The organism is Amycolatopsis alkalitolerans (genome assembly GCF_006152065.1).
Classification (GTDB): Bacteria; Actinomycetota; Actinomycetes; order Mycobacteriales; family Pseudonocardiaceae; genus Amycolatopsis_E; species Amycolatopsis_E alkalitolerans.
On the sequence record NZ_VDFW01000049.1, the window covers coordinates 1 to 22,335 of the forward strand.

The window sequence follows — 22,335 nt, forward strand, 5'->3', positions numbered from 1 at the left end:
GCACGTTCAGTTCGGGCAGCTTGGAGCGCAGGTCGCGGCACAGTTCGATGCCGTTGCCGTCGGGCAGCCGCACGTCGAGCACCGCGACGTCGGGCTGGAGCGCGGGGACGCGGGCGAGTGCCTGCGCGGCGGTCGAAGCCTCGCCGACGACGGTCAGTTCGGGGTCGGCTTCGAGCAGGTCGGCCACGCCGCGCCGGACGACTTCGTGATCGTCCACCAGAAACACCGTGATCAAGGTTCTCACCTTCCGCCGGGTTACCTCCAGGCTATGCGCTGGCGCGGGCCCGCGACAGACGCGTTGTGATCACGGCGGTGACTTTGTGCCCTTCCACCGCCGAGACGACGCGTACCACAATGTCGGCCGTGCCCAGTCCCGCACCGATCACCTGGAGTTTCGCATGACGCCCGAGCGGTTCCAGGAGCTGTCCCGCGAGGAGTCGCTGCGACTGCTGGCGAGTGTGGCGGTGGGCCGGATCGTGTTCACCCACCAGGCCCTGCCCGCCATCCGGCCGGTCCATCACCTCGTCGACGACGGCCAGGTGATCGTCCGCGGCGATCCCGGCACGATCCTGCTCTCGGCGGTGGACACGGTGGTCGCCTATGAGGCGGATTCGGTGGCGGCCGACGACAGCATCGGCTGGAGCGTGATCGTGACCGGGATGGCGCGCAGGCTCGACGCCGCGTCGCCGCCCGGCCGTTACCGCGCGCTCGAAGGCGACGGCTACTTCATCCAGATCCGTCCGGAGCTGGTGACCGGCTTCCACGCCGGGCCAAGGGCCTGACGCCAGGGCCCAAAGGCCCCGGATGTTCGGGCCGCGAGCCTCTGCCACGGCCCGGCGCCGCGGCGGGACGCTGGTACCGGAAGCTGAGTACCGGGAGTCCGACCATGACCACTATTCCCGCCGGGGCTTCGAGCCTGGTCGTACCGGCGCTCGAGGCCGCGGTCCGTGCCCCCTCGCCACACAACAGCCAGCCGTGGCGGTTCGAAGTCGCCGAAGACCGGATCGACGTGCTGCTCGACCCGGAGCGGGTGCTGGCCGTCGTGGACGCCGGCGGGCGTGAGGCGCGCCTTTCGTGTGGCGCCGCCATTCTCAACATGCAGCTCGCGCTGCGCGCGGCCGGCCGGGCCTCGGCCGTGCACCTGCTGCCCGACCGCGACCGCCCCGAGCACCTCGCCACGGTCTGGCTGCAGGGCGCGTGCCAGGTCACGCCCGAGGACCGCGCCTTCGCCAGAGCGATCACGGTCCGCCGCAGCAACCGGCGCCCGTTCACCGACCGGCCGGTGCCGGGATGGATCCGGCACGCGCTCGTGCGGGCCGCGGGCCTGGAGGGCGCGACGCTGCGGTTGCTGGATCGTCCCGCGGATCTCGACCGGCTGGCCGCGTTGCTGCGCCACGCCGAACATCTGCAGAGCGAGGACCCCGCGTTCCAGGCGGAGTTGCGCCGCTGGACTTCCGGCGACGGCCGCCGCGACGACGGCGTACCGGCCTCGGCGGGCGGGCCGCGCCCGGCGCCGGGCAGCCTGCTGGCCCTGCGCCCGTACCCGATCCCCGACGGCAGGCCGGAACGCCCGTACGAAAGCGCGCCGCTGGTCACGGTGCTCGGCTCGTTCACCGACACCCCGCTCGCCCAGTTGCGCACCGGGCAGGCGATGCAGCGCGTCCTGCTCACCGGCACCACGGCCGGGGTCAGCGCGTCGTTCCTTTCCCAGCCGGTGGAGATCCCCGCGACGCGGGATGCGCTGCGGGATCTGCTCGGTGGCCAGGCGTACCCGCAGGTGGTGCTGCGTTTCGGGTACGGGTTCGCCGCCCCGGCCACACCCCGCCGCAAGCCGGGAGCCGTGACGCGCCCCCGCCCGCGGGCGGGCGAACGCTGAAAAACGGGCCCTGGACGGGAAAGTCCAGGGCCCGGTGCGGGGGGTTACTTGCTGGAGATCTCGATGCGGCGCGGCTGAGCGGCCTCGGTCTTCGGCACGCGAACGGTCAGTACGCCGTTCTCGAGCGTGGCCGCGACCTTGTCGCCGTCGACCCCGCGGGGCAGCAGCACGCGGTAGGAGAACTTGCCGGTGCGGCGGGTCCGGCTGTGCGCGCGGCCCTTCCGCTCCTGCTCCTTCAGCTCGCCCGTGATGGCGAGGCGGTTGCCGATCACCTCGACCGTGATGTCCTCGCGGGTCAGCCCGGGCAGTTCGACGTCGAAGACGTACTCGGTGTCCGTCTCGGTCACGTCGGCGCTCGGGGACCAGGGCTGCGGCGCGACCGTGTCGAACCACCTGGTCAGCTCGCCGAAGTCACCGAACGGGTCCCAACGGCGCAAAGTGCTGGCGGATCGCATGGCAGGCAGCGCCATGACGCTCACCTCCTGGGAACTCTCGGCCCGCCCTTCGGGCCGTCACCTGTTACTACGAAGTTGAGTCGTGGTTTGTTCCCAAAGTTGAGCGCCGATGACTCAAGTCAGTCTTCGATCCGGAAGGCCGCCGACAGGCCGGTCAGGTCGAGGATGCGGCGCGCGTAGCGGTCGACGTTGGCCAGCGTGATGGCGCTGCCGCGCTCCTCGGCCAGTGCTCGCGCGCGGACCAGCGCGCTCACACACGCGGAGTCGAAGAACGACAGGTCCGCGAAGTCGACGACCAGACTGCCCACGCCCTTGTCGAGCAACTCGGCGACGGCGCGGTCGAGCTGTTCGACCGCGGTGTGATCGATCTCGCCGTGGAGCCGGATGCGGCCGATCTCGCCGTCGAGCTCGACGCGGACCGGGGTGCTGCTGTGGATGTCCTCGTCCCTTCTCACGGGCGACGCCTTTCTCTCGGGCCGGGTTCCCCCATGGCGGACCGTACCCCGCTTGCGGGACCGGAGCTGGGCAACGGCGCTGACGCTGCGGTGACGATGCTCGTATTCTTGACGCGTTGCAGGTGTCCTTCGCCGGAACCGGAGGGGCCACGATGAGCGAACGTGTGCATGGGCACGGGAACGTCGAACAGCTGCGCGAGATCATCGACCGGCAGCAGCAGGAGCTGCAGATGCACCGGACCGAGCTCGAGCGGACCAACGCCGGCCTGCTTGCGCTGCACGCGGAGGTCGAGGGGCAGCGGCAGCGCACGGCGTTCCTCGACGAGGTCAGCCGGACCGCGGCCGCGTCGCTGCGCCGCCACGAGGTCGCACGGGCGCTGGTCGGCCTGGTCGAACGGGAAGGCGTCGCCACCTCGGCGGCGGTCTGGTTGCTCGACGACTCGCACCGCCTGCGCCGCGAGCCCGAACCGGGTGAGCCGGGCCGGGGGGTGCGGCAGGTGGCGGCCACGCGGCGGGCGGTCGCGGGGGAGAAGCGGATCCTCGTCCCGCTCACGGTCGGCCCGGATCTGCTCGGCGTGCTCGAACTCCGCCGCGACGAACCGGTCTTCGGCGAAGAGGATCTGCCGTTCGCGCGTGCGGTGGCGGCGCGCTCGGCGGTGGGGCTGCGCAACGCGAACGAGTACGAACGTGAGCGTGAGCTGGCCGGGCGGCTCCAGCTCGCGATGCTGCCGGCCCTGGACACCCCCGCGGATCTGCACCTGTGCGCGCGGTACCTGCCCGCGGCGCGCGGCGTGAACGTCGGCGGCGACTGGTTCGACGCATTCACCAGACCGGACGGGACGGTGGTGCTCACCGTCGGCGACGTCACCGGGCACGGGCTGGAAGCCGCGGTGATCATGGGAAAGCTGCAGAACGCGTTACGCGCCTACGCCGCCGAAGGGCATGGGCCCGCCGAGACGCTGCGGCTGACGCACAACCTGCTGCGCGGCTGGCACAGCCCATTGCTAGCGACCGCCGTCGTCCTGGACCTGGAGCTGGCCACGGGCCGGATCCGCTGGGCGAACGCCGGGCACCTGCCGGTGTTCGTCGCGGACGCCGAGGGTGCGGTGCGCTCGCTGGACGAGCCGAACGCGCCGCTGATGGGCGTGCCGTTCCCGTTCGAAATCTCGGAGTACCAGGCGAAGCTGAGCCCGGGCGAGACCGTGCTGCTCTACACCGACGGGCTCGTCGAGCGGCGCCGGGAACCGATCGACACCGGGATGGACCGGCTCGCCCGCATCTTCCGGCGGGTGGTGGCCGCCTCCCCGGAGGAGGCCGGCGACCGGATCCTTGAGGAGATGCTCGGCGCCCAGGACCACGACGACGACGTGTGCCTGCTGCTGTGCCGGTGGGCTACGGCCGCGCCCGGAGTTCGTAGTGCAGAGTCCGGTACCCCTTGAGCCGGTGTAACAGCGGCACCAGGAACCCGTGCAGGAACGGGTGCTTGCGCGCGAGGAGCTTCGACGCGTGGGCGGCCGCTTCCCCGTCCAGCAGGGTCAGCCGCGCCGGTACCGCGTCGCCGGTGGGCTTACCGGCCATAGTGGACGGTGCGATCTCGGCATCCGGGTTGCGGCGCAACCGCTTCGCCTTCCCTGCCTTGTCATAGCTCCGCACGAACGCGTGGTCGCCTTCGACGGCGATGCTGACCGGCGTGCCGACCGGGCTGCCGTCGCGCCGGAACGTGGTGAGCAGCACCGTGCGCTGGGTGGTGAACGGGGTGAGCGTGGTGGTCATGAGGTGCCTCCAAAGGGTTCACCCCCCATGACGGCACAGCGCCGCGCTTCGTGACAGGCCCGGCCGTCACCACCGCCACCTGCGCTTCTCGAGATAGACCGCGGCTTCGGTACGGCGTTCGAAGCCGAGCTTGTGCAGCAGTGAGGACACGTAGTTCTTCACGGTCTTCTCCGCCAGGTGCAGCCGCTGCGCGATCTGGCGGTTCGTCAGGCCGGCCGCGATCAGCTCGAGCACCCGCCGTTCCTGCGGGCTCAGCAGTTCGTACTGCGTGTCCGGCTTGCCGGCCCGGTCGCGCAGGCGCCTGGTCACCGACGCGGCGAGTTCGGGGTCGAGCAGCGAGCCGCCGGCCGCGGCGGTCCGCACGGCTTCGAGGATGTTCGTGCCCGACACCTGTTTGAGCAGGTATCCGGCCGCCCCCGCGATGACCGCGCCGAACAGCGCCTCGTCATCGGAGTACGACGTGAGCATCAGGCAGGCCGGCGGCGGGTCGAGCAGCGCCCGGATGTCCCGGCATACCGACACGCCCTCGCCGTCGGGCAGCCGCACGTCCAGGATCGCGACGTCGGGCCGCAGCGGGGGGATCAGCGCCATCGCCTCCGCCGCCGTGCCCGCCTCGCCGACCACGCGCAGGTCCGCCTCGGCGTCCAGCAGCGTTTTCAGGCCCGCCCGCACGATCTCGTGATCGTCGAGCAGGAACACCGAGACGGTCATCCGCCCAGCACCGCCGTCCACACCAGTTTCGTGCCGCCCTCGTCCAGCGATCCGACCTCCAGGGTGCCGCGCCATTTCGCCGCCCGGCGGCGCAGTGGTGCCAGGGCATCGGGGCTTCCGTCGCCGTCGTCGGCGACGGTCAGCGTGAGCAGGCGGCCGTCCCGGTCGACGAGTACCTCGACCGAGGCCGAACGCGCGCTGGCGCGGCGCGCCACGGCGGAAAGCGCCTCCCGCACGGTGGCCAGCAGATCGAGGCGCACCGTCCCGGTGACCGCGGCGTCCAGCGGCCCGTCGAAGCTGATCCGCGGTTCGAAGCCGAGCATCCCGGCGCTGTCCTGCGCCATCCGCAGCAGGTCGGAGCGGACCCCGCCGCCCGCGTGGCCCGGTTCCTGCAGGGAGAAGATCGCGTTGCGCACGTCACGGATCGTGCGGTCGAGATCCCGGACGAACCCCGACACCCGTTCGGCCAGCTCGGGCTGCCCGGTGGCCCGCCCGAGCCCCTCCAGCCCGAGCCCGATCGCGAACAGTCGCTGGATCACCAGATCGTGCAGATCCTGCCCGACCCGGTCGCGTTCCTCGAACTGCGCCAGCCGTTGGCGGTCCCGCTCGGCACTGGCGAATTCGAGCGCGAGCGCCGCGTGCGCGGCGAAATCGCGCACCAGTTCGACCTCGGCCTCGGTGAACGGGTCGGCTTCGCGGAACCGCACCACCAGCAGCACGCCGAGCCTGTCCTCCCCGGCGACGAGCGGGACCGCGACCGCCGAGTCGAGGTCATCGAGCGTCGAAGGCAGCTCGAGCCCGGAATTGGCCTGCTGGATGGCGACATGCCCGCCGTACCCGGAGACCACGACCGGCTTGCCCGTCGTGTACGCCTCGCCGGACGCGGTCCCGTGCGTCGGCACGGTCGCCCCGAGCATGCTCTGGTACTCGCGGTGCGGCGACGCGACGACCTCGAAGACCAGCGCCTCCGGATCGGACTCGTCCGGCAGCGCGATCGCGCCGCCGGACGCGCCGGCGACGGCACGGGCCTCGTCGGCGATCGTGTGCAGCGTGCTGACGCCGTCCTCGCCCCTCAACAGCGCCGCGGTGACCTCCTGGGACGCCTCGCGCCAGCGTTCGCGGCGAAGCGCGTGCTCGTACCGGTCCGCGTTCCGGATCGCGGCGGACGCCGCGTCGGCGAGCACGGTCACCGCTTCCCGGTGCGCCGCGGTGAACTCACCGATCAGGCACAGGCGCCCGTACCCGCCGACCGGAACGACGAGTGCGCCCGGGCCCGAGGGCAGCTCGCCGGCGCGGCGGTAGACCCGCTCACCGCCGGACTCGGTGAGCTTGCCGAGCCGGTCACCGGACAGGATCTGCGCCAGCATGCCGTAGCCGGCGCCGGACAGCGCGCACGCGGACTCGACCGTTCGACGCAGCACGCCGGGCAGGCGCGGCTCGGCCGCCACGCCGACCACGGCGTCCAACACCGCCCGCGCGCTGGCTTCGATCACTGGCTCTTTCCTCTGACGGAGGCGAGGCCCAGTAGATTACCGCTTCACCCGCCGCCCGGAAACGACCTCGATGGGAAGGCGGACACACTGCGCGTCCTCGGCGAACTCCGGCCAGGACAGGTCCGGCCGGCGCCGCGGCAGATCGCAGCCCTCCGCCACGACCGCCCGGCCGAGCACCGTGACCCACCAGCCGCCGGAGAGCCCGGCGTCGAACTCGTCCGCCTCGAACGCGACGACCCCGTCCTCCGCGGCGCCGAGCAGGTCCGTGCCGGTCTGGGCGGGAAACCACAGCGCGCCGCGCTCGCACACGAACTTCACCGGTTCCACCGCAGGCAGGCCACCGGCGGTGAACACGATCCGGCCGACCCGGCCCGTCGCGAGCAGGGTGAGGCACTCGTCCCGGCTGAGGATCTCCAGGCCCGACTGGTCGAGCATCGCGGTCCTTCCCGTCACGAGGGGAAACATGCCCTCACGATCCCGCGACGCGGGCGAATCCAGTAGGGCCGTTGGGCCCGGTGCGCCGTCACCAACACCCCGCATACGGATCCAGGCGCATCATGGAGGGAAAGCCACCGTGGCTGAGGGAGTCGCCATGCATCCGATGCAGGATTTCGGGCCGCTGCTGTGGCCGTTCATCGTGCTGCTGTGGCTCGTGGTCTCGATGTATTCACGGGCGGTGCTGTACCGGCGGTCGCGAGCGCGCTCGCACGCCGGCCCGCGGCGCCCGCCCGTGCGGACCGACGCGTCTGCGCCGCCGAAGTCGTTGCGGATGCGGTGGGACGAGGCACGCGAGCGCTACGGCCGGGTCGCGGCGGAGTACGGCGGGTACGAGTCCGATCCGTTGCAGGTCCTGCGGCTGCCCGCGCTCGCCGATCCCGCGGTCCCCTCGACGAGCCGGTTCATCGACGCCTTCCACGAAGCGATGGCCCTGCACACCGAGCAGTTCCCGCCGGAGCCGATGGCGCGGAAGTTCGTCGAGGCGACGGAGACCGCCGACAAGGCGTGGGCCGCCGCGCGTGAGGCGGCCGAGAAGCTGCGCGCGTCCCGGTTCACCACGGACGAGCGGGCGCTGATCGCCCAGGGCATCAAACTGCTGGAACTCGCCCAGGGCGGCACCACCCCGGCCGAACAGGAAGCCGCGCTCGCCGCGGCACGCGGGGTGCTGGCGAAGCTGGAGCGCAGCGCCGGCACCCGGATCGACTGGCGGGTGCCCCGGCCGGCGCGCCGGGCGATCGATCGTGGCATGCCTGGGCTGCCACCGGCCTGACCGGCCGGATGATAGGAATGCGTGGTGAGCCAGATCGAGACCGCGGTCGCCGAGGCCGTCACGCTGACCAGCGAGCTGATCCGCATCGACACCACCAACACGGGCGATCCGGAAACGCTGGTGGGGGAGCGGGTGGCCGCCGAGTACGTGGCGGAGAAGCTCACCGAGGTCGGGTACGAGATCGAATACGTCGAGTCGGGCGGGAAGAACCGGCACAACGTCATCACCCGGCTGCCCGGCGCCGACCCCAGTCGCGGCGCCCTGCTGGTGCACGGCCATCTCGACGTCGTGCCCGCCGATCCGGCCGAGTGGTCGGTGCACCCGTTCTCGGGCGCGATCCAGGACGGGTACGTGTGGGGACGCGGCGCGGTCGACATGAAGGACATGGTCGGCATGACCCTCGCCCTCGCCCGGCACTACAAGCGTGAGGGAATCGTCCCGCCGCGCGACATGGTGTTCGCATTCCTGGCCGACGAGGAGGCCGGCGGCAAGTTCGGCGCGCAGTGGCTGGTGGAGCACCGGCCGGAGTTGTTCGAGGGCGTGACCGAGGCGATCAGCGAGGTCGGCGGCTTCTCCGTGACCTTGAAGGACGGCGTGCGCGCCTACCTCATCGAAACCGCGGAGAAGGGCATCCGGTGGATGAAGCTGCGCGTGCGCGGTACCGCCGGGCACGGCTCGATGATCCACCGCGACAACGCCGTCACGAAGCTGTCGGAGGCGGTCGCGCGGCTCGGCAACCACCGGTTCCCGCTCGTGCTGACCGATTCGGTGCGTGAGTTCCTCGCCGGGATCACCGAGATCACCGGCTGGGACTTCCCGGAGGATGATCTCGACGGCGCGGTCGCGAAACTCGGGAACATCTCGCGCATGATCGGCGCCACCCTGCGCGACACCGCGAACCCGACGATGCTGACCGCCGGCTACAAGTCGAACGTGATCCCGTCGGTCGCGGAGGCGGCGGTGGACTGCCGGATCCTGCCGGGACGGCTGGAGGCCTTCGACCGCGAACTGGACGAGATCCTCGGGCCGGACATCGAGAAGGAGTGGATGGAACTGCCGCCGGTCGAGACGACATTCGACGGCGCTCTGGTCGACGCGATGACCGCGGCGGTGGTCGGGGAGGACCCGGGCGCGCGCGCCCTGCCGTACATGCTCTCCGGCGGCACGGACGCCAAGGCGTTCCAGTCGCTGGGCATCCGCAACTTCGGCTTCGCCCCACTGAAGCTGCCGGCCGAGCTGGACTTTTCCGGCCTGTTCCACGGGGTCGACGAGCGCGTCCCGGTCGAGGCGCTCGAGTTCGGCACCCGCGTACTGGACCGGTTCTTCAGAACGGCCTAAGAGGCCAGGTAGCCGACTTCGGCGGGCCGTCGCTTGCGGCGCAGCCACACCCGCCGCGAGCCGTCGGAGTACAGCCGCACCGTCGAAAGTTCCCAGCCCGCGAACTCGGCGTGGATCGACAGCTGGGTCGCGGCGGCGCGCCGGGACACCCCCGGCGGCAGCTGGAGCCGCCGGTACTCCCAGTCCGCGTCGACCACCGCCTCGGATGTGTTCATGGTTGGATCACCTGGATTCCTTCTCCCGTTGCCGATCCGACGTAGACCGTGCCGGTCTGCCCGTCGACCGTGACCGAGTTCGGCTGGCGCACGGCCGGGAAGCGGTACTTCTCGACCGGTTCGCCCCCGCGCACGTCGAAGCCCACCACCTCGTTACGCGCGGTGAGCGTCACCCAGGCCAGATGGCGCGGCGCGTCGTAGGCGATGCCGTAGACGCCGCCGGGGACCGGGTACATCTGCCGCAGCAGGAACGGGTCCGTGGAGAACGCGAGCAGCGCCCCGGCCCGCGTGTCGGTCACCAGGACACGCCCGTAGGAGTCGGCCACCGCGTTGGTCGCCCCTTCGCCCGCGCGCAGGCCCTGGCCGATCGTGCCGCCGTCGACGTCCACCAGGAACACCGCCGTGCGCAGCCGGTCGAGTACGACGGTCTGGTTCCCGCTTCGCACGACCGCGTCCGCGCTGTAGAGGCCGCCGGTGATGGACTTGACGAACTTGCCGTCCTGGTACACGTCGACGGACTTGCGGTCCCGGACCGCGACCAGCGTCTTGCCCCCGTCGGCGATCGCGCCGGCGGGCTGTCCCGGGACGGCCAGGTCGCTCTTCTGCCCGGTCACCGAAATGCTGGTGACGTGGCCGGCCGACGGCGCGAGCAGCCGGCCGCCGCCGAAGCTGAGCTGCTCGACGACGCCGGGCACGCTCACGCGCACCGGCGCGGCGCCCGGATCCCCGAGCTGGTACAGCAGGACGGCGGGGGGCTGGCCGACCGCGACCGCGAGCACCCCGTCCGCCGGGTCCGCGGCCATCGCCGTCACGTTCCCGGCCGGGAGCACGGTCCCGGCGGGTGGCGCCGCCGGCGCGGGCGACTGCACCGCCGTCGCCGCGACCGGGTTGGCCACGATCTGCAGCGCGTCGTCACCTTTGCCGGTTTGCGAGGAGCAGGCACTCAGCAGCAGCGCACCCGCCACCGGTAGCGCCACCGCCATCGTGGACCTCCGCACCCGACCTCCGGACTTCCCGATCGGCCCCAGCATGCTCCACAATGCCCGCCACGTCACCTGTGTGTCACCTGCTTGTCATGTCGGCCACCGCTCCGGGTAACCGAATCCGATCGCGCTGACGTCGTCGAGCGCGGCTTTGATGGCCCTGGGTAGCACGATTTCCTCGGCCGCGAGAGAGCCCGTGAGCTGCCCGGTGTCCCGCGCGCCGACCACCGGCGCGATCACTCCCGGCTGGTCGCGCACCCAGGCGAGCGCGACCGCCAGCGGTGAGGTGCCGAGCCCGTCCGCCGCGGTCGACACCGCCTCCACGATCCGCGCCGCACGTTCGGTGCGGTGCTGTTCGACGTACCCGGCGTAGGCCGCAGACGCGCCTCGCGAGTCGGCAGGGGTGCCGGTGCGGTACTTGCCGGTGAGCACGCCGCGGCCGAGCGGGGCCCACGGCAGCAGCCCGAGGCCGTGATAGCCGGCGGCCGGCACGACCTCACGTTCGATGCCGCGTTCGACCAGGGAGTACTCGGCCTGCGCCGACACCAGCGCCGTGCTTTTCGCGGCGGCCGTGGCGAGTTGCCAGCCCGAGTAGTTCGAGACGCCGGCATAGCGGACCTTACCCGAGCCGACGGCGTACTCGATCGCGGAGAGTGTCTCCTCCAGCGGCACCGTGGCGTCCCACGAATGCAGCTGCCACAGGTCGATATGGCTGACGCCGAGCCGGCGCAGGGACCCGTCGAGCGCCGCGAGCAGCGCGCCGCGGGAGGCGCCACCGCCGAACGGGCCGTCCGACCGGCGCGCGACCGCCTTCGTCGCGAGCACGATGTCCTCGCGCGGCACCACGTCGGCGAGCAGGCCACCCAGGATCCGCTCGCATTCGCCGTCGGCGTAGACGTCCGCGGTGTCCACGAGCGTGCCGCCGGCGTCCACGAACGCGATCAGCTGGCTCGCCGCCTCGTCCGCGTCGGTCTCGCCGCCCCAGCTCATGGTGCCCAGCGCCATCCTGGAGACGCGGAGTCCCGACCTGCCCAGCTGCCGCTTCTCCATGCCACAGAGAGTAACTGGGGGGTTCGCAGGTAAGCCCGACGGCTCCGCGATCAACGGGGCCGATACCCTTTCGCACCGTGCAAAACAGACTTCTCGCCCCCAGGGTGGGGTGATCATGGGCTGGTTCGAAGCGCTCGTCCTCGGCCTCGTCCAGGGCCTGACCGAGTTCCTTCCCATCTCCTCGAGCGCGCACCTGCGCATCACGGCCGCGCTGGTCGGCTGGGACGACCCTGGCGCCGCGTTCACCGCGGTCATCCAGATCGGCACCGAGCTCGCGGTGATCATCTACTTCGGACGCAGGATCGGGCGGATCCTGCGCGCCTGGTTCCTGTCGATCTTCCACCGCGAATGGCGGGCCGATCCGGACGCCAGGATGGGCTGGCTGGTGATCGTCGGCTCGATCCCGATCGTCGTGCTGGGCCTGCTGTTCCAGGACGACATCCACTCCACGTTCCGCGATCTGCGGATCACCGCGACCGTGCTGATCGTGTTCGGGCTCATCCTGGCGATCGCGGACCGGGTCGGGCCCCAGCGCCGCACGCTCGACGACCTGACCGTGCCGCACGGCCTCGGCTACGGGCTCGCGCAGGCGCTGGCGCTCGTGCCGGGCGTCTCACGCTCGGGCGGGACGATCACCGGCGGCCTGCTGCTCGGCTACACGCGCGCGGAGGCGACGGAGTACTCGTTCCTGCTGGCGGTGCCCGCCGTGCTCGGCTCGGGTTTCTACGAGATCAGCAAGATCGGCGAAGGGACGAGCCCGCAGTGGGGTCCGACGATCCTGGCGACGCTCGTCTCGTTCGGCGTCGGCTACCTGGTGATCTCGTGGCTGATGCGGTTCATCAAGACGCGCAGCTACCTGGTGTTCGTGCTCTACCGGCTGGCGCTCGGCGCGGCGCTGTTCGTGCTGATCGCCACCGGGGTGCTCGACCCGAAGGCGGGGCCCGTTTTCTGACGTAGGGTGGCGGCTGTGGCAACAGTGATCCTTCTGCGGCACGGCCGCTCGTCCGCGAACGGTTCGGGCGTGCTGGCCGGCCGGACCCCCAAGGTGGGGCTCGACGACACCGGCCGCGGCCAGGCCAAGGCCCTGCCCGGACGTCTCGCCGGCGTACCCCTGGCCGGGGTCGTGGTGTCGCCCATGCTGCGCTGCAAGCAGACGGTCGCGCCGCTGCTCGAGGGGCGCGAGCTCGCCAGGACCGTGGAACCCCGGCTATCCGAAGTGGACTATGGCGAGTGGACCGGCCGCGAACTCAAGACCCTGCTGAAGGAACCGCTGTGGAAGGTCGTGCAGTCGCACCCGTCCGCGGCGGTGTTCCCCGGCGGCGAGGGGCTCGCCTCGATGCAGGCCCGGGCCGTCGCGGCCGTCCGCGAGCACGACGCGCGGATCACCGCCGAACACGGTGACCACGCGATCTGGCTGCTGTGCAGCCACGGAGACGTGCTCAAGGCGATCCTCGCCGACGCGCTGGGGCAGCATCTGGACTCGTTCCAGCGGATCGTGGTCGATCCCGCTTCGGTCTCCGTCGTGCGCTACACCGAGACGCGGCCGTTCGTGGTGCGGGTCAACGACCACGGCTCGGATTTCGCGGGGGTGGTGCCCCCGCCGCCCAAGCGAGGTAGGAAGAAGGCGTCCTCCGACGCCGAGATCGGAGGCTCGACCGGCCGAAAGGACCAGGCGTGACTGAGCTTGCACCGGACAACCCGTTCGCGAAGCCGAGTGAACTGCCGTACGGGCTGCCGCCGTTCGATCGGATCGGCGAGGAGCACTACGCGCCCGCGTTCGAGGCCGGGCTTGCCGGGCACGCGGCCGAGGTCGAGGCCATCGCGGCGAATCCCGGGCCGGCGACCTTCGACAACACGGTGGTCGCGCTGGAACGGTCCGGCCGCCTGCTTTCGCGCGTGGCGTCGGTGTTCTTCAACCTGACCTCGTCCGACACCAACCCGGTGCTGCAGGACCTGCAGGCGCAGATCGCGCCCAAGCTGGCCGCGCACCACGACGCGATCCACCTGAACCCTCGCCTGTACGCGAGGATCCGCGAGCTGTTCGAGAACCGCGAGTCCCTCGGCCTCGACCCGGAGTCGGCCTGGCTGCTCGAGCGGGTGCACACCGACTTCCAGCGTGCGGGCGCCGGGCTGGGCGGGCCCGAGCAGGAGCGGCTGCGCGCGCTCAACGAGGAACTGTCCACTTTGAGCACCCGGTTCCAGGAGAACCTGTTGCGGGACACCAATGACCTGGCGGTCATGGTGGAGGACGAGCGCGAGCTGGCCGGCCTGTCCGCGGGCGCGGTCGCCGCGGCGAAGGAGGCGGCGAACGCGCGCGGCGAGCAGGGCCGGTACCTGCTGAGCCTGAACCTGCCCACGTCGCAGCCGCTGCTGGCGTCGCTGGAGAACCGCGGGCTGCGGGAGCGGCTGTTCCGGGCTTCGACTTCCCGGGGCGCCCGCGGCAACGACAACGACAACAGCGAGGTGCTCACCCGGCTCGCCGTGCTGCGCGCCGAGCGCGCGGCGCTGCTGGGCTACCCGCATCACGCCGCGTATGTGATCTCCGACGAGACGGCCCGCACCTCGGAAGCGGCGGTCGGCCTGCTGGAACGGCTCGCACCGGCGGCGGTCGCGAACGCGAAGCGGGATGCCGAAGAGCTGCGGCGGTACCTGGAGGAGGATCTCCCGGGCGCGAAGCTGGAGCCGTGGGACTGGGCGTTCTACGCGGAGCGGGTGCGCAAGGCCCGTTACGACCTCGACGAGGCGACGCTGCGGCCGTACTTCGAACTGGACCGCGTGGTGCGCGACGGGGTGTTCTTCGCGGCGAACCGGTTGTACGGGCTGAGTTTCAGCGAGCGGCACGACCTGCCGGTGTACCGCCCGGAGGTGCGGGTGTTCGAGGTCTTCGACGCCGACGGCTCGCCGCTCGGGCTGTTCCTCGGCGACTACTACACGCGCGACTCCAAGCGCGGCGGCGCGTGGATGAACACCTTCGCCGACCAGTCGGAACTTCTGGGGGAACGGCCGGTCGTGGTGAACAACCTCAACATCTCCCGCCCGCCGGAGGGCGAGCCGACGCTGCTGAGCTACGACGAGGTCATCACGCTGTTCCACGAGTTCGGCCATGCGCTGCACGCGCTGATGTCCGCGGTGCGATACCCGGCGTTCTCGGGGACGAACGTGCCGCGGGACTTCGTCGAGTACCCCTCGCAGGTCAACGAGATGTGGATGCTGTGGCCGGAGGTGCTGGCGAACTACGCCAAGCACCACAAGACGGGGGAGCCGCTGCCGCGGCGGCTGGTCGAGCGGCTGGAGGAGTCGGCGCGGTACGGCCAGGGCTACTCGACGACGGAGTACCTCGCGGCGGCGCTGCTCGATCAGGCGTGGCACGGCATTTCGCCCGACGACCACATCGGCGAGGTGGCCGGGTTCGAGGCGGCGGCGCTGGAGAAGGCGGGTGTGGCGCTGCACGTGGTCCCGCCGCGCTACCGCAGCACGTACTTCGCGCACGTGTTCAGCGGCGGCTACTCGGCGGGGTACTACTCGTATATCTGGAGCGAGGTGCTCGACGCCGACACCGTGGAGTGGTTCCGCGAGAACGGCGGGCTGAAGCGGGAGAACGGCGACCACTTCCGCCGCGAACTGCTCAGCCGCGGCGGCAGCGTCGACTCGATGGCGGCGTTCCGCACCTTCCGCGGCCACGACCCGGAGATCACCCCGCTCCTCAACCGCCGCGGCCTGACCACCGCCTGAGCGACACGAGAGGCTCCAATGCGGAAGTTTACGTCGGAGTCTCTCACATCTAGTCGGTGCGGTCGGCGTGGACGATGAGTTGCTGAGGCCCGAGCTCCACGAGATCCGCTTCAGCCAGGATCTCGGCGATGGTGCCGAGATGTTTCTCAAAAAGGGCCAGGAGGTCGTGGTTCGAGACATTGCCTGTCGCGACGATCAACAGCCGGCGCGGTGTGCCCCTGAGCAGATGGCCGTCCCGAAAGTCGCGGTCTTTGCTTATGACGACTCGGTCCTCGGCATCCGCGAGCTCGGCTATGTCCTCGTCCCTGCTGTGATTGCCGTCGGGCAACGCTGTCGTGTGGACACAGTCGTGACCGGCTGCGTCGAGAAAGCGGGCCAAGCGCGCGGGCAGCTGCGCGTCAACGACAAATCTCACGCGGCGTTGAGCGGCACGACCCTGCGTTGCCCGGCGGCCAGCGCGCCGAACTCGAGGGCTGCCAGCAGATCGTCCTGCTCCAGATCGGGGTAGTCCTCGAGGATCTCGCCGATACTCATACCCGAGGCGAGCAGCTCGAGCAGGTTCTCGACCGGATAGCGCATTCCGCGGATCACGGGTTGGCCGTGACAGATCGAGGGATCAGACGTGATCCGGTCGAGTCGGGACATGGGCGAAGTCTACCGCGGGGCCCTCTCCCACGACATGGGCAGGAAGGGCCCCGCCGAGTGAAACCGTCAGACCAGGCCGAGCTTGCGGACGGCCTCGCGCTCCTCGGACAGTTCGGCGACGGACGCGTCGATCTTGCCGCGCGAGAACTCGTCGATCTCCAGGCCCTGCACGATCTCCCACTTGCCGCCACGGCAGGTCACCGGGAACGACGAGATCAGGCCCTCCGGCACACCGTACGAACCGTCCGACGGCACGGCCATCGAGGTCCAGTCGCCCTCGGCGGTGCCGTTGACCCAGGTGTACACGTGGTCGATGGCGGCCGACGCGGCCGACGCCGCCGAGGACGCGCCCCGCGCCTCGATGATCGCCGCGCCGCGCTTCGCCACGGTCGGGATGAAGTCCTCCTCCAGCCACTTCTGGTCGTTCACCGCCTCGGCGGCGTTCTTGCCGGCGACCTCGGCGTGGAAGATGTCCGGGTACTGCGTCGCGGAGTGGTTGCCCCAGATGGTCATCTTCTTGACGTCGGACACCGACACGCCGAGCTTCTTCGCCAGCTGCGCGGTCGCGCGGTTGTGGTCGAGGCGGGTCATCGCGGTGAACCGCTCGATCGGCACGTCGGGAGCGTTCGACCGCGCGATGAGCGAGTTGGTGTTGGCCGGGTTGCCCACGACGAGGACCTTGATGTCCTCGGCGGCACCGGCGTTGATCGCCTCGCCCTGCGGTTTGAAGATCCCGCCGTTGGCCTCGAGCAGGTCACCGCGCTCCATGCCCTTCGTGCGGGGCCGGGCGCCGACCAGCAGCGCGACGTTCGCGCCGGCGAAGGCCTGCTTCGGGTCGTCGAAGATGTCGATGCCGGCGAGCAGCGGGAACGCCCCGTCCTCGAGCTCCATCGCGGTGCCTTCGGCCGCCTTGACCGCCTGCGGGATCTCCAGCAGCCGCAGCTTCACCGGAGTGTCCGCGCCGAGCAGCTGACCGGAGGCGATGCGGAACAGCAGCGCGTAGCCGATCTGGCCGGCCGCGCCGGTGACGGTGACGTTGACGGGGGCTTGGGTCATTGCGTACTCCTGTATCTTGCGTGGCTCGGGTGCGGGTGTCCCGCATGGGCGCCGACGCACCCGGTCGCGCGCATGATCGGGGGTGCGTTCATTGTCGATCATGCGCGCTCCGGTGCACGTTCTCTTCGCTTGTGGTCGTGACTCTATCGGCCGCTGCCTGCGATGACCCGGTGCGTCGCCCCACACCCGGCTTGACCGATTCGGTCGCCTGCACCTCGAAAACCCGGCCGAGCGCGATAAGCGCCTCGTCAAGGCGCCCGAGACTGGTCAGCACGGACCGGGCGTGGCGGCTGTCGGTGCCGGCCGTGATCGATGTCTCGGTGTCGCGGTCGAGCTTGCGCTGCGTCCCGCCGCCCACCGCCTCGAGTAGCACGTCGACGTTGTGCGTGATCCGGTCGATGAGCTCGGTGAGCCGCTCGTCGCCGGCGAACAGCCCCGGTTCCGCACGCGCGGCGACGTTGCGGGCGCGGAAGCCGATCCGGTCGAGCGTGGTCAGCACGTAGGAGCCGTAGGTGCGGCGGCTGGCGAGGCTTATCGGGTGGGTCAGCGGTTCGACGGTGGTGCGGACCTGCTCGATCGCCCGGTCGAGCTGGCGGGACAGGTCGATGACGTTGATGTTCTCCCGCCCGGACAGCAGCAGCTCGGCCTGGTCGAGGAACTCGTGCAGGTCCGTGAGCACCGCCTCCAGATCCGACCGCAGCACCGTGCGGGTGCGCACCGGCAGCACGGCGATCGCGGCGAGGATGCCCGCGCCCGCCCCGATCGCGGTCTCCGCGACCCGCAGCCACAGCACGTCGAGGGTGAACGTGCCGAGCAGGCTGTAGAGCAGGCCGAGCATGCACGTGATGAAGAACGACATCACCAGGTACGACACGCGTGCGGTGTAGACGAGGCAGAACACGCACACGAGGATCAGCACGACGGTGAGCGTGAGATCGCCGGTCACGAGCAGCGCCAGGAGCATGCCGCCGAAGATCCCGGCCATCGTGCCCGTCACCCGCCGCAAGCCCTTCACGAAGGCCGCGCCCGTGGTCGAGGTGTTGAGGAACACGACGAACACCGTCAGCACCGCCCAGTACCACCGCTGGTGCGAAACGAGCTCGCCGCCGATCACCGCCAGCGTCCCGCCGATCATCGCCTGCAGCGCGGCGCGGGTCTGATTGTCGAAGGCCAGCAACGGTTTCTTCGCCGGCGGCGGCTCGGGCACCTCGGCCTCGGCGGAGTAGTCGTGCTCGGCGATCCGCTGCGCGTTGACGTCGGCCAGGGCCAGCTCGGCGATCGCGCGCCGCAGATCGTCGCCCGGCTCGCGCTTGTCGGCCAGCCGGCTGCCCGTGACGAGCATCTTGCTGAACTGGCCGGTGTCGCTGATCACCGGCAGCTCGCGCGGGTCGTGCTCGATGAGCGATTCGAACCGCAGGATGTTCCCGACGAGCTCGTCGCGAACCTCGTCGGGCAGCTTCTCGGTATTGGTCCGCCGCGCGGTGAGCGACAGCCACTGCGCGGCCAGTTCGATCTCGATCGCGCGCCGCCGCAGCAGCTCCGACGCGGGCGGGCCGAGCACCTCGTCGATCGCGTCCTCGATCATCAGGACCGCCTCGTGCAACCGGGAATCCGCGCGCCGCAGCTGGTTACGGCGCCGCTCGCTGCCGCCGCTCGCGAGATAGGCCGCCGCGGTGGCCGCGTGCCGGCCGAGGCGGGCCCGGAAGGCGCGGCGGATGCGCACCAGTTCGCGTTCCGGGTCACGGCGCAGCACCACGAAGCGCATGAGCGCGCTGCCGGCGACTCCGACCGCGAGCGCCAGCAGGTACGGCGGCAGCTGCGTGAAGTGGATCTGCAGGAACATCGCGAAGAAGAACATGAAGAACGCGAGCGCGCCGAGCGCCGGACCGCGCGGGGCGAACCGCTGCGCGTACACCGCCAGGAAGATCAGCAGGATGAACAGCACGTAGTCCAGCGGGGAATGCGTGACGCCGAGGGAGGCGACGGTGAGCGACAGGGCACCGGAGCACGTGGCGAGCACCAGCGTCACCGCCTGGGCGCGCGAGGTCCGGTCGTTGACGGTGAACGCCGACTGCATCGCGGCGATCGCGGCGACCAGGATCGTCGGGATCGGGCGGCCGGACAGGCCGAGCACGGCGATCGCGATCACGATCCCGCCGACCGCGATCCCCGCGCGCCGCAGCCGCAGCAGGCCGGGGTCGGCGGCCACGAGCCGGTCGCGCAGCCGTTCGAGGGTCGTCACCACCGTGCCCATCATCGCTCCCCGGCCAGCAGTTCCCATTGCGCCAGCGACATTCTGCGCCCGGCCGACGCGGTGACGCGCAACCGGTAACGCGGCCATGCCGCGGGCTCCGCGAGCGCGAACGGCCTGGTCTGGCGCGCCCATGGGAACGTCTCACCGGCGCGGCGGTCCAGTTCGGTCCACCGGTGCCCGTCCGCTGAGCCTTCGAGGACCCACGCGCTGGGTGCGCCCCGGGTTCCGGAGGTCAGCGTGTAGATCTCCACCGGCCGCGGCGGACCGTCCACCTTGTACTCGATCACCGGGGTGGCGGTGTCGAAGGTGATCTGGGTGCGGCTGGTGTCGTCGAACAGCGCGGTGTGATCACGGCGGGTCAGATCGGTGAGCGGGCGCGGCGGATCGCCGCCTTCGGTGAGCGAGGGCGGCGGGGTGCCCCAGCCGGACGGCTGCTCGCCGAGGGTGAACTCGAGCGTCGCACCCGCCGCGAGCACGTCGTGCGCGATCCACGACTCCTCGTGCGGTTCACCGTCGACCCGCAGGCTCTGGATGTACGGGCCGCCGCTGGACGCCGTGATCACCAGCCGGTTCCCGCTTTCGAGGTGGACGACCGCGCGCCGGAACAGCGGCGCGCCGAGGACGTAGGCCGGGCTGCCGACCGCGAGCGGGTACAGGCCGAGCGCGGCGAAGACGTACCACGCGGACATCTCGCCGTTGTCCTCGTCACCGGGGTAGCCCTGCCCGATCTCGCTGCCGAGGTAGCAGCGGGTGAGCACCTCGCGGACCTTTCCCTGCCCCTTCGCCGCCGCACCCGCGTGCGCGTACATCCAGGGGATATGGTGCGAGGGCTGGTTCGAATGCCCGTACTGGCCGAGCCGGACGTCGCGCGCCTCGGTCATTTCGTGGATGATCCCGCGGTAGGAGCCCGGGTTGCGGCCCGTCTCCGGGGTGGCGAAGAAAGTGTCCAGTTTGGACTCGAGTGCCGCGCGCCCGCCGAGCAGGTTCGCCAGCCCGTTCCCGTCGTGAGGCACGGAAAAGGCCATGTTCCAGCCGTCTGTCTCGGTGTAGTCGTGGCCCCACAGCGTCGGGTCGTACTCGTGGGGAGCCCATCGCCACCGGCCGTCGCGGTGGCGGCCCTGGAAGAAGCCGGTGCGCTCGTCGAAGTGGTGGACGTAGTGCAGGGCGCGCTGGCGGAAGTACTTCGCCTCATCGGGCGTTCCCAGCGCCTCGGCGAGGTTCGCGAGCCCGAAGTCGTTGATGTACCCCTCCAACGCCCACGACAGCCCTTCGTGGGTGGTCAGCGGCGTGTAGCCGAGGAAGATCGACTCGCGCAGGCCCTTGCGGCCGACCGCGCGGTTCGGCGGCGCCACGGTTGCGTTCTTCAGCGCCGCTTCGTAGGCGGCATGCACGTCGAACCCGCGGACTCCCTTGAGGTACGCGTCGGCGAAGGCGACGTCGGAGCTGGTTCCGGTCATCAGGTCGGCGTAACCGGGCGAGGACCAGCGCGCGATCCAGCCGCCTTCGCGGTACTGCTGGACGAAACCCTCGATCAGCTCGCCACACCGGCCGGGGGTGAGCAGCGCATACGCCGGCCAGGTCGTCCGGTAGGTGTCCCAGAACCCGTTGTTGACCGACATCGGCCCGTCAACGACCTTCGCGCCGGTCCGCCGGCGGGTGCTCGGCCACCACCGGCGCACGACCGGACTCGCGTGCCTGCGGCCGGACGGCGTCTCCTCGTGCCCGGAGTTGGGGTAGAGGAACATGCGGTAGAGGCCGGAATAGAAGGTGGTGAGCTGGTCTTCGGTCGCGCCGTCGAGTTCGACGCGGGCCAGCAGGTCCTGCCACTCCTGCCGTGCCCGGTCGCGCACCTGCTCGAAGCTCGTCCCGGCGGGGATCTCCGCGTCCAGGTTGCGCCGGGCCTGCTTCAGGCTGATCAGCGAGGTCGCGATCCGCAGGTCGACCGTGGCCGCATCGAAGGCGAGGGTCTTGCCGCGCCGGCGGGCGGGCCGGTCGAAGGTGCCGTAGACGAACATCCGCCGCGCCCCGGCGGAGAGCCTGCTGCGGACCGAGGTGTACCCGGTGACCACCCCGCGTTTCGGATCGAGCCGGACCCCGCCGCGACCGCAGGAAAACCGGACGGCCCCGGTGCCGGGGAAGGTGAAGCGGAACAGGGCCGCGTGGTCGGCCGGGGCGAGATCGGCGGTGGTTCCGTCGTCGAACCGGACGCCGTAGTGATAGGGGCGGTCGGTCTCGTGCTCGTGCCCGAACGCGAGATCGCCCTCGGGAGCGACGTGGAAGGTGTGGCGGTCGCCCATCCAGGGGCTGGGCTGGTGGCTGAGCGCGAACCCCGCGAGCCGTGGCCGGTTCGCGGCGCCGTTGCGGCGGTGGTATTCGTACAGCCACCTGGTCGAAGAGGCGTCGGTGACCGGGGTCCAGAAGTTGAACCCGTGCGGGACGGCGGTCGCGGGAAAGGTGTTGCCGCGCGAGAACTCCGGGCTGGAGTGGGTGCCGCGGGTCGTGCGGACCCAGTCGACGGGGTCCTGCCGGCGCGGGGGCCGGTCGGCGATGCGGACGTCGTCGAGCCAGCCGGTGGCGTCCGGGGCGTCGAGGACGATGGCGCGCACGGTCCGGCCCGCGGGGACCGGGCGCCGGACGAGGTTCCACTGGTCGGGATACAGCGCCTTCGGATCGAGTGTGCCGGGCAGGCGGCTGCCGTCGTCGAGTTCGGCGTCGAGCGCGACCGAGAGCCCGTTCTCCGGAAAGACCACATAGGACAGTTCGGTGTGCTCGCCCGCCGGGACGTCCACGTCGAACAGCCGCACGTGCCCCGGCCGGTCGTACCGCAGCGCGCGCGTCCCGGTGAAACCCACCCCGGCCTTCGCCGTCGGCGAGCGCGCCGGCCCGCCGCCGACGTCGCCGTGCAACGGCGCAGGCTCGCCTGCTTCGAAGGACGAGAAGAACCGGTCCGTGCTCACGGCCCTACCGTAACGTCGACATGGCGATGTCCTCCATCGTGGCGTCCACGAAGGACTTCTCGCGGAACGCGGTCA

At 71.0% G+C, this 22,335-nt stretch carries 23 protein-coding genes; 8 read left to right on the plus strand and 15 right to left on the minus strand.

Going from position 1 to position 22,335, the window contains the following annotated elements; all coding sequences use genetic code 11:
• Positions 1 to 235, minus strand: a 235-nt coding sequence (locus tag FG385_RS32040) for a response regulator (protein WP_139100559.1), incomplete at its 3' end; no start/stop codon positions are given.
• Positions 236 to 398: 163 nt separating this feature from the next.
• On the opposite strand from FG385_RS32040, the gene FG385_RS32045 reads away from it, so the two are divergent.
• Together FG385_RS32045 and FG385_RS32050 are read left to right on the plus strand one after the other, a co-directional pair.
• Entirely contained in the window at positions 399 to 782 is a 384-nt protein-coding gene (locus tag FG385_RS32045; RefSeq protein WP_139100560.1) for a pyridoxamine 5'-phosphate oxidase family protein, read from the plus strand.
• Between the two features lie 104 nt (positions 783 to 886).
• The gene (locus FG385_RS32050) at positions 887 to 1,876 is read left to right on the plus strand and encodes an Acg family FMN-binding oxidoreductase (RefSeq protein WP_139100561.1); all 990 of its coding nucleotides are present in this window, start codon (positions 887 to 889) and stop codon (positions 1,874 to 1,876) included.
• Positions 1,877 to 1,920: 44 nt separating this feature from the next.
• Here FG385_RS32050 and FG385_RS32055 read toward each other — a convergent pair whose 3' ends face one another.
• On the minus strand, positions 1,921 to 2,346 hold the full coding sequence (locus FG385_RS32055) for an Hsp20/alpha crystallin family protein (RefSeq protein ID WP_139100562.1): 426 nt from the start codon (positions 2,344 to 2,346) through the stop codon (positions 1,921 to 1,923).
• Between the two features lie 104 nt (positions 2,347 to 2,450).
• On the minus strand, positions 2,451 to 2,786 hold the full coding sequence (locus FG385_RS32060; RefSeq protein WP_139100563.1) for an STAS domain-containing protein: 336 nt from the start codon (positions 2,784 to 2,786) through the stop codon (positions 2,451 to 2,453).
• A gap of 152 nt (positions 2,787 to 2,938) precedes the next feature.
• Here FG385_RS32060 and FG385_RS32065 point away from each other — a divergent pair, with 152 nt between their 5' ends.
• Positions 2,939 to 4,225 carry a PP2C family protein-serine/threonine phosphatase gene (locus FG385_RS32065; protein ID WP_139100564.1) on the plus strand — a complete coding sequence of 429 codons (1,287 nt, stop codon included), beginning with the start codon at positions 2,939 to 2,941 and terminating at the stop codon, positions 4,223 to 4,225.
• On the opposite strand, the gene FG385_RS32070 is transcribed toward FG385_RS32065, so the two are convergent.
• The 4 genes from FG385_RS32070 to FG385_RS32085 form a co-directional block, all read right to left on the minus strand.
• Positions 4,179 to 4,559, minus strand: coding sequence for a PPOX class F420-dependent oxidoreductase (locus FG385_RS32070; RefSeq protein WP_139100565.1), 381 nt, complete (start codon positions 4,557 to 4,559; stop codon positions 4,179 to 4,181). The genes FG385_RS32065 and FG385_RS32070 overlap by 47 nt on opposite strands.
• A gap of 66 nt (positions 4,560 to 4,625) precedes the next feature.
• Positions 4,626 to 5,270 (minus strand): response regulator, encoded by a 645-nt coding sequence (locus FG385_RS32075; protein WP_139100566.1) that lies wholly within the window; start codon positions 5,268 to 5,270, stop codon positions 4,626 to 4,628.
• Complete coding sequence (locus FG385_RS32080; protein ID WP_235022921.1) at positions 5,267 to 6,763, minus strand: GAF domain-containing sensor histidine kinase; 1,497 nt, start codon at positions 6,761 to 6,763, stop codon at positions 5,267 to 5,269. The genes FG385_RS32075 and FG385_RS32080 overlap by 4 nt, the downstream gene beginning before the upstream one ends.
• Before the next feature lie 36 nt (positions 6,764 to 6,799).
• Positions 6,800 to 7,216: a pyridoxamine 5'-phosphate oxidase family protein gene (locus FG385_RS32085; protein WP_235022922.1), complete on the minus strand. Its 417-nt coding sequence runs from the start codon at positions 7,214 to 7,216 to the stop codon at positions 6,800 to 6,802.
• A 139-nt stretch (positions 7,217 to 7,355) separates the two neighbouring features.
• Here FG385_RS32085 and FG385_RS32090 point away from each other — a divergent pair, with 139 nt between their 5' ends.
• Both FG385_RS32090 and FG385_RS32095 read left to right on the plus strand, forming a co-directional pair.
• Positions 7,356 to 8,030, plus strand: coding sequence for a hypothetical protein (locus FG385_RS32090; protein ID WP_139100567.1), 675 nt, complete (start codon positions 7,356 to 7,358; stop codon positions 8,028 to 8,030).
• 24 nt (positions 8,031 to 8,054) lie between these two features.
• A complete protein-coding gene (locus FG385_RS32095; RefSeq protein ID WP_200834758.1) occupies positions 8,055 to 9,368 on the plus strand; it encodes a M20/M25/M40 family metallo-hydrolase in 1,314 nt (437 codons plus the stop codon).
• Here the strand turns inward: FG385_RS32095 and FG385_RS32100 are convergent.
• The 3 genes from FG385_RS32100 to FG385_RS32110 form a co-directional block, all read right to left on the minus strand.
• Positions 9,365 to 9,583, minus strand: a complete 219-nt coding sequence (locus FG385_RS32100; protein ID WP_139100569.1) for a DUF5703 family protein — start codon at positions 9,581 to 9,583, stop codon at positions 9,365 to 9,367. The two genes, FG385_RS32095 and FG385_RS32100, sit on opposite strands and share 4 nt — an antisense overlap.
• Positions 9,580 to 10,566 (minus strand): YncE family protein, encoded by a 987-nt coding sequence (locus FG385_RS32105; protein WP_139100570.1) that lies wholly within the window; start codon positions 10,564 to 10,566, stop codon positions 9,580 to 9,582. The genes FG385_RS32100 and FG385_RS32105 overlap by 4 nt, the downstream gene beginning before the upstream one ends.
• Positions 10,567 to 10,656: 90 nt before the next feature.
• Complete coding sequence (locus FG385_RS32110) at positions 10,657 to 11,616, minus strand: aldo/keto reductase (RefSeq protein ID WP_139100571.1); 960 nt, start codon at positions 11,614 to 11,616, stop codon at positions 10,657 to 10,659.
• 115 nt (positions 11,617 to 11,731) lie between these two features.
• Between FG385_RS32110 and FG385_RS32115 the strand changes: the two genes are divergently transcribed.
• The 3 genes from FG385_RS32115 to FG385_RS32125 are packed head-to-tail and all read left to right on the plus strand — an operon-like array spanning position 11,732 to position 15,348.
• Complete coding sequence (locus tag FG385_RS32115) at positions 11,732 to 12,568, plus strand: undecaprenyl-diphosphate phosphatase (protein WP_139100572.1); 837 nt, start codon at positions 11,732 to 11,734, stop codon at positions 12,566 to 12,568.
• A 15-nt stretch (positions 12,569 to 12,583) separates the two neighbouring features.
• The gene (locus tag FG385_RS32120) at positions 12,584 to 13,294 is read left to right on the plus strand and encodes a histidine phosphatase family protein (protein ID WP_139100573.1); all 711 of its coding nucleotides are present in this window, start codon (positions 12,584 to 12,586) and stop codon (positions 13,292 to 13,294) included.
• Positions 13,291 to 15,348, plus strand: a complete 2,058-nt coding sequence (locus tag FG385_RS32125; RefSeq protein ID WP_139100574.1) for a M3 family metallopeptidase — start codon at positions 13,291 to 13,293, stop codon at positions 15,346 to 15,348. The genes FG385_RS32120 and FG385_RS32125 overlap by 4 nt, the downstream gene beginning before the upstream one ends.
• A gap of 49 nt (positions 15,349 to 15,397) precedes the next feature.
• Here the strand turns inward: FG385_RS32125 and FG385_RS32130 are convergent, their stop codons facing one another.
• From FG385_RS32130 to FG385_RS32150, 5 genes are all read right to left on the minus strand, one after another.
• Positions 15,398 to 15,763: a DUF5615 family PIN-like protein gene (locus FG385_RS32130; RefSeq protein ID WP_139100575.1), complete on the minus strand. Its 366-nt coding sequence runs from the start codon at positions 15,761 to 15,763 to the stop codon at positions 15,398 to 15,400.
• Positions 15,760 to 15,993, minus strand: coding sequence for a DUF433 domain-containing protein (locus tag FG385_RS32135; RefSeq protein WP_139100576.1), 234 nt, complete (start codon positions 15,991 to 15,993; stop codon positions 15,760 to 15,762). Before FG385_RS32135 ends, FG385_RS32130 begins: the two co-directional genes overlap by 4 nt.
• Positions 15,994 to 16,059: 66 nt before the next feature.
• Positions 16,060 to 17,049 carry a malate dehydrogenase gene (locus FG385_RS32140; RefSeq protein ID WP_139100577.1) on the minus strand — a complete coding sequence of 330 codons (990 nt, stop codon included), beginning with the start codon at positions 17,047 to 17,049 and terminating at the stop codon, positions 16,060 to 16,062.
• An 88-nt stretch (positions 17,050 to 17,137) separates the two neighbouring features.
• Positions 17,138 to 19,303: an FUSC family protein gene (locus tag FG385_RS32145; protein WP_139100578.1), complete on the minus strand. Its 2,166-nt coding sequence runs from the start codon at positions 19,301 to 19,303 to the stop codon at positions 17,138 to 17,140.
• Complete coding sequence (locus tag FG385_RS32150; protein ID WP_139100579.1) at positions 19,303 to 22,260, minus strand: GH92 family glycosyl hydrolase; 2,958 nt, start codon at positions 22,258 to 22,260, stop codon at positions 19,303 to 19,305. The genes FG385_RS32145 and FG385_RS32150 overlap by 1 nt, the downstream gene beginning before the upstream one ends.
• Between the last annotated feature and the right edge of the window lie 75 nt (positions 22,261 to 22,335).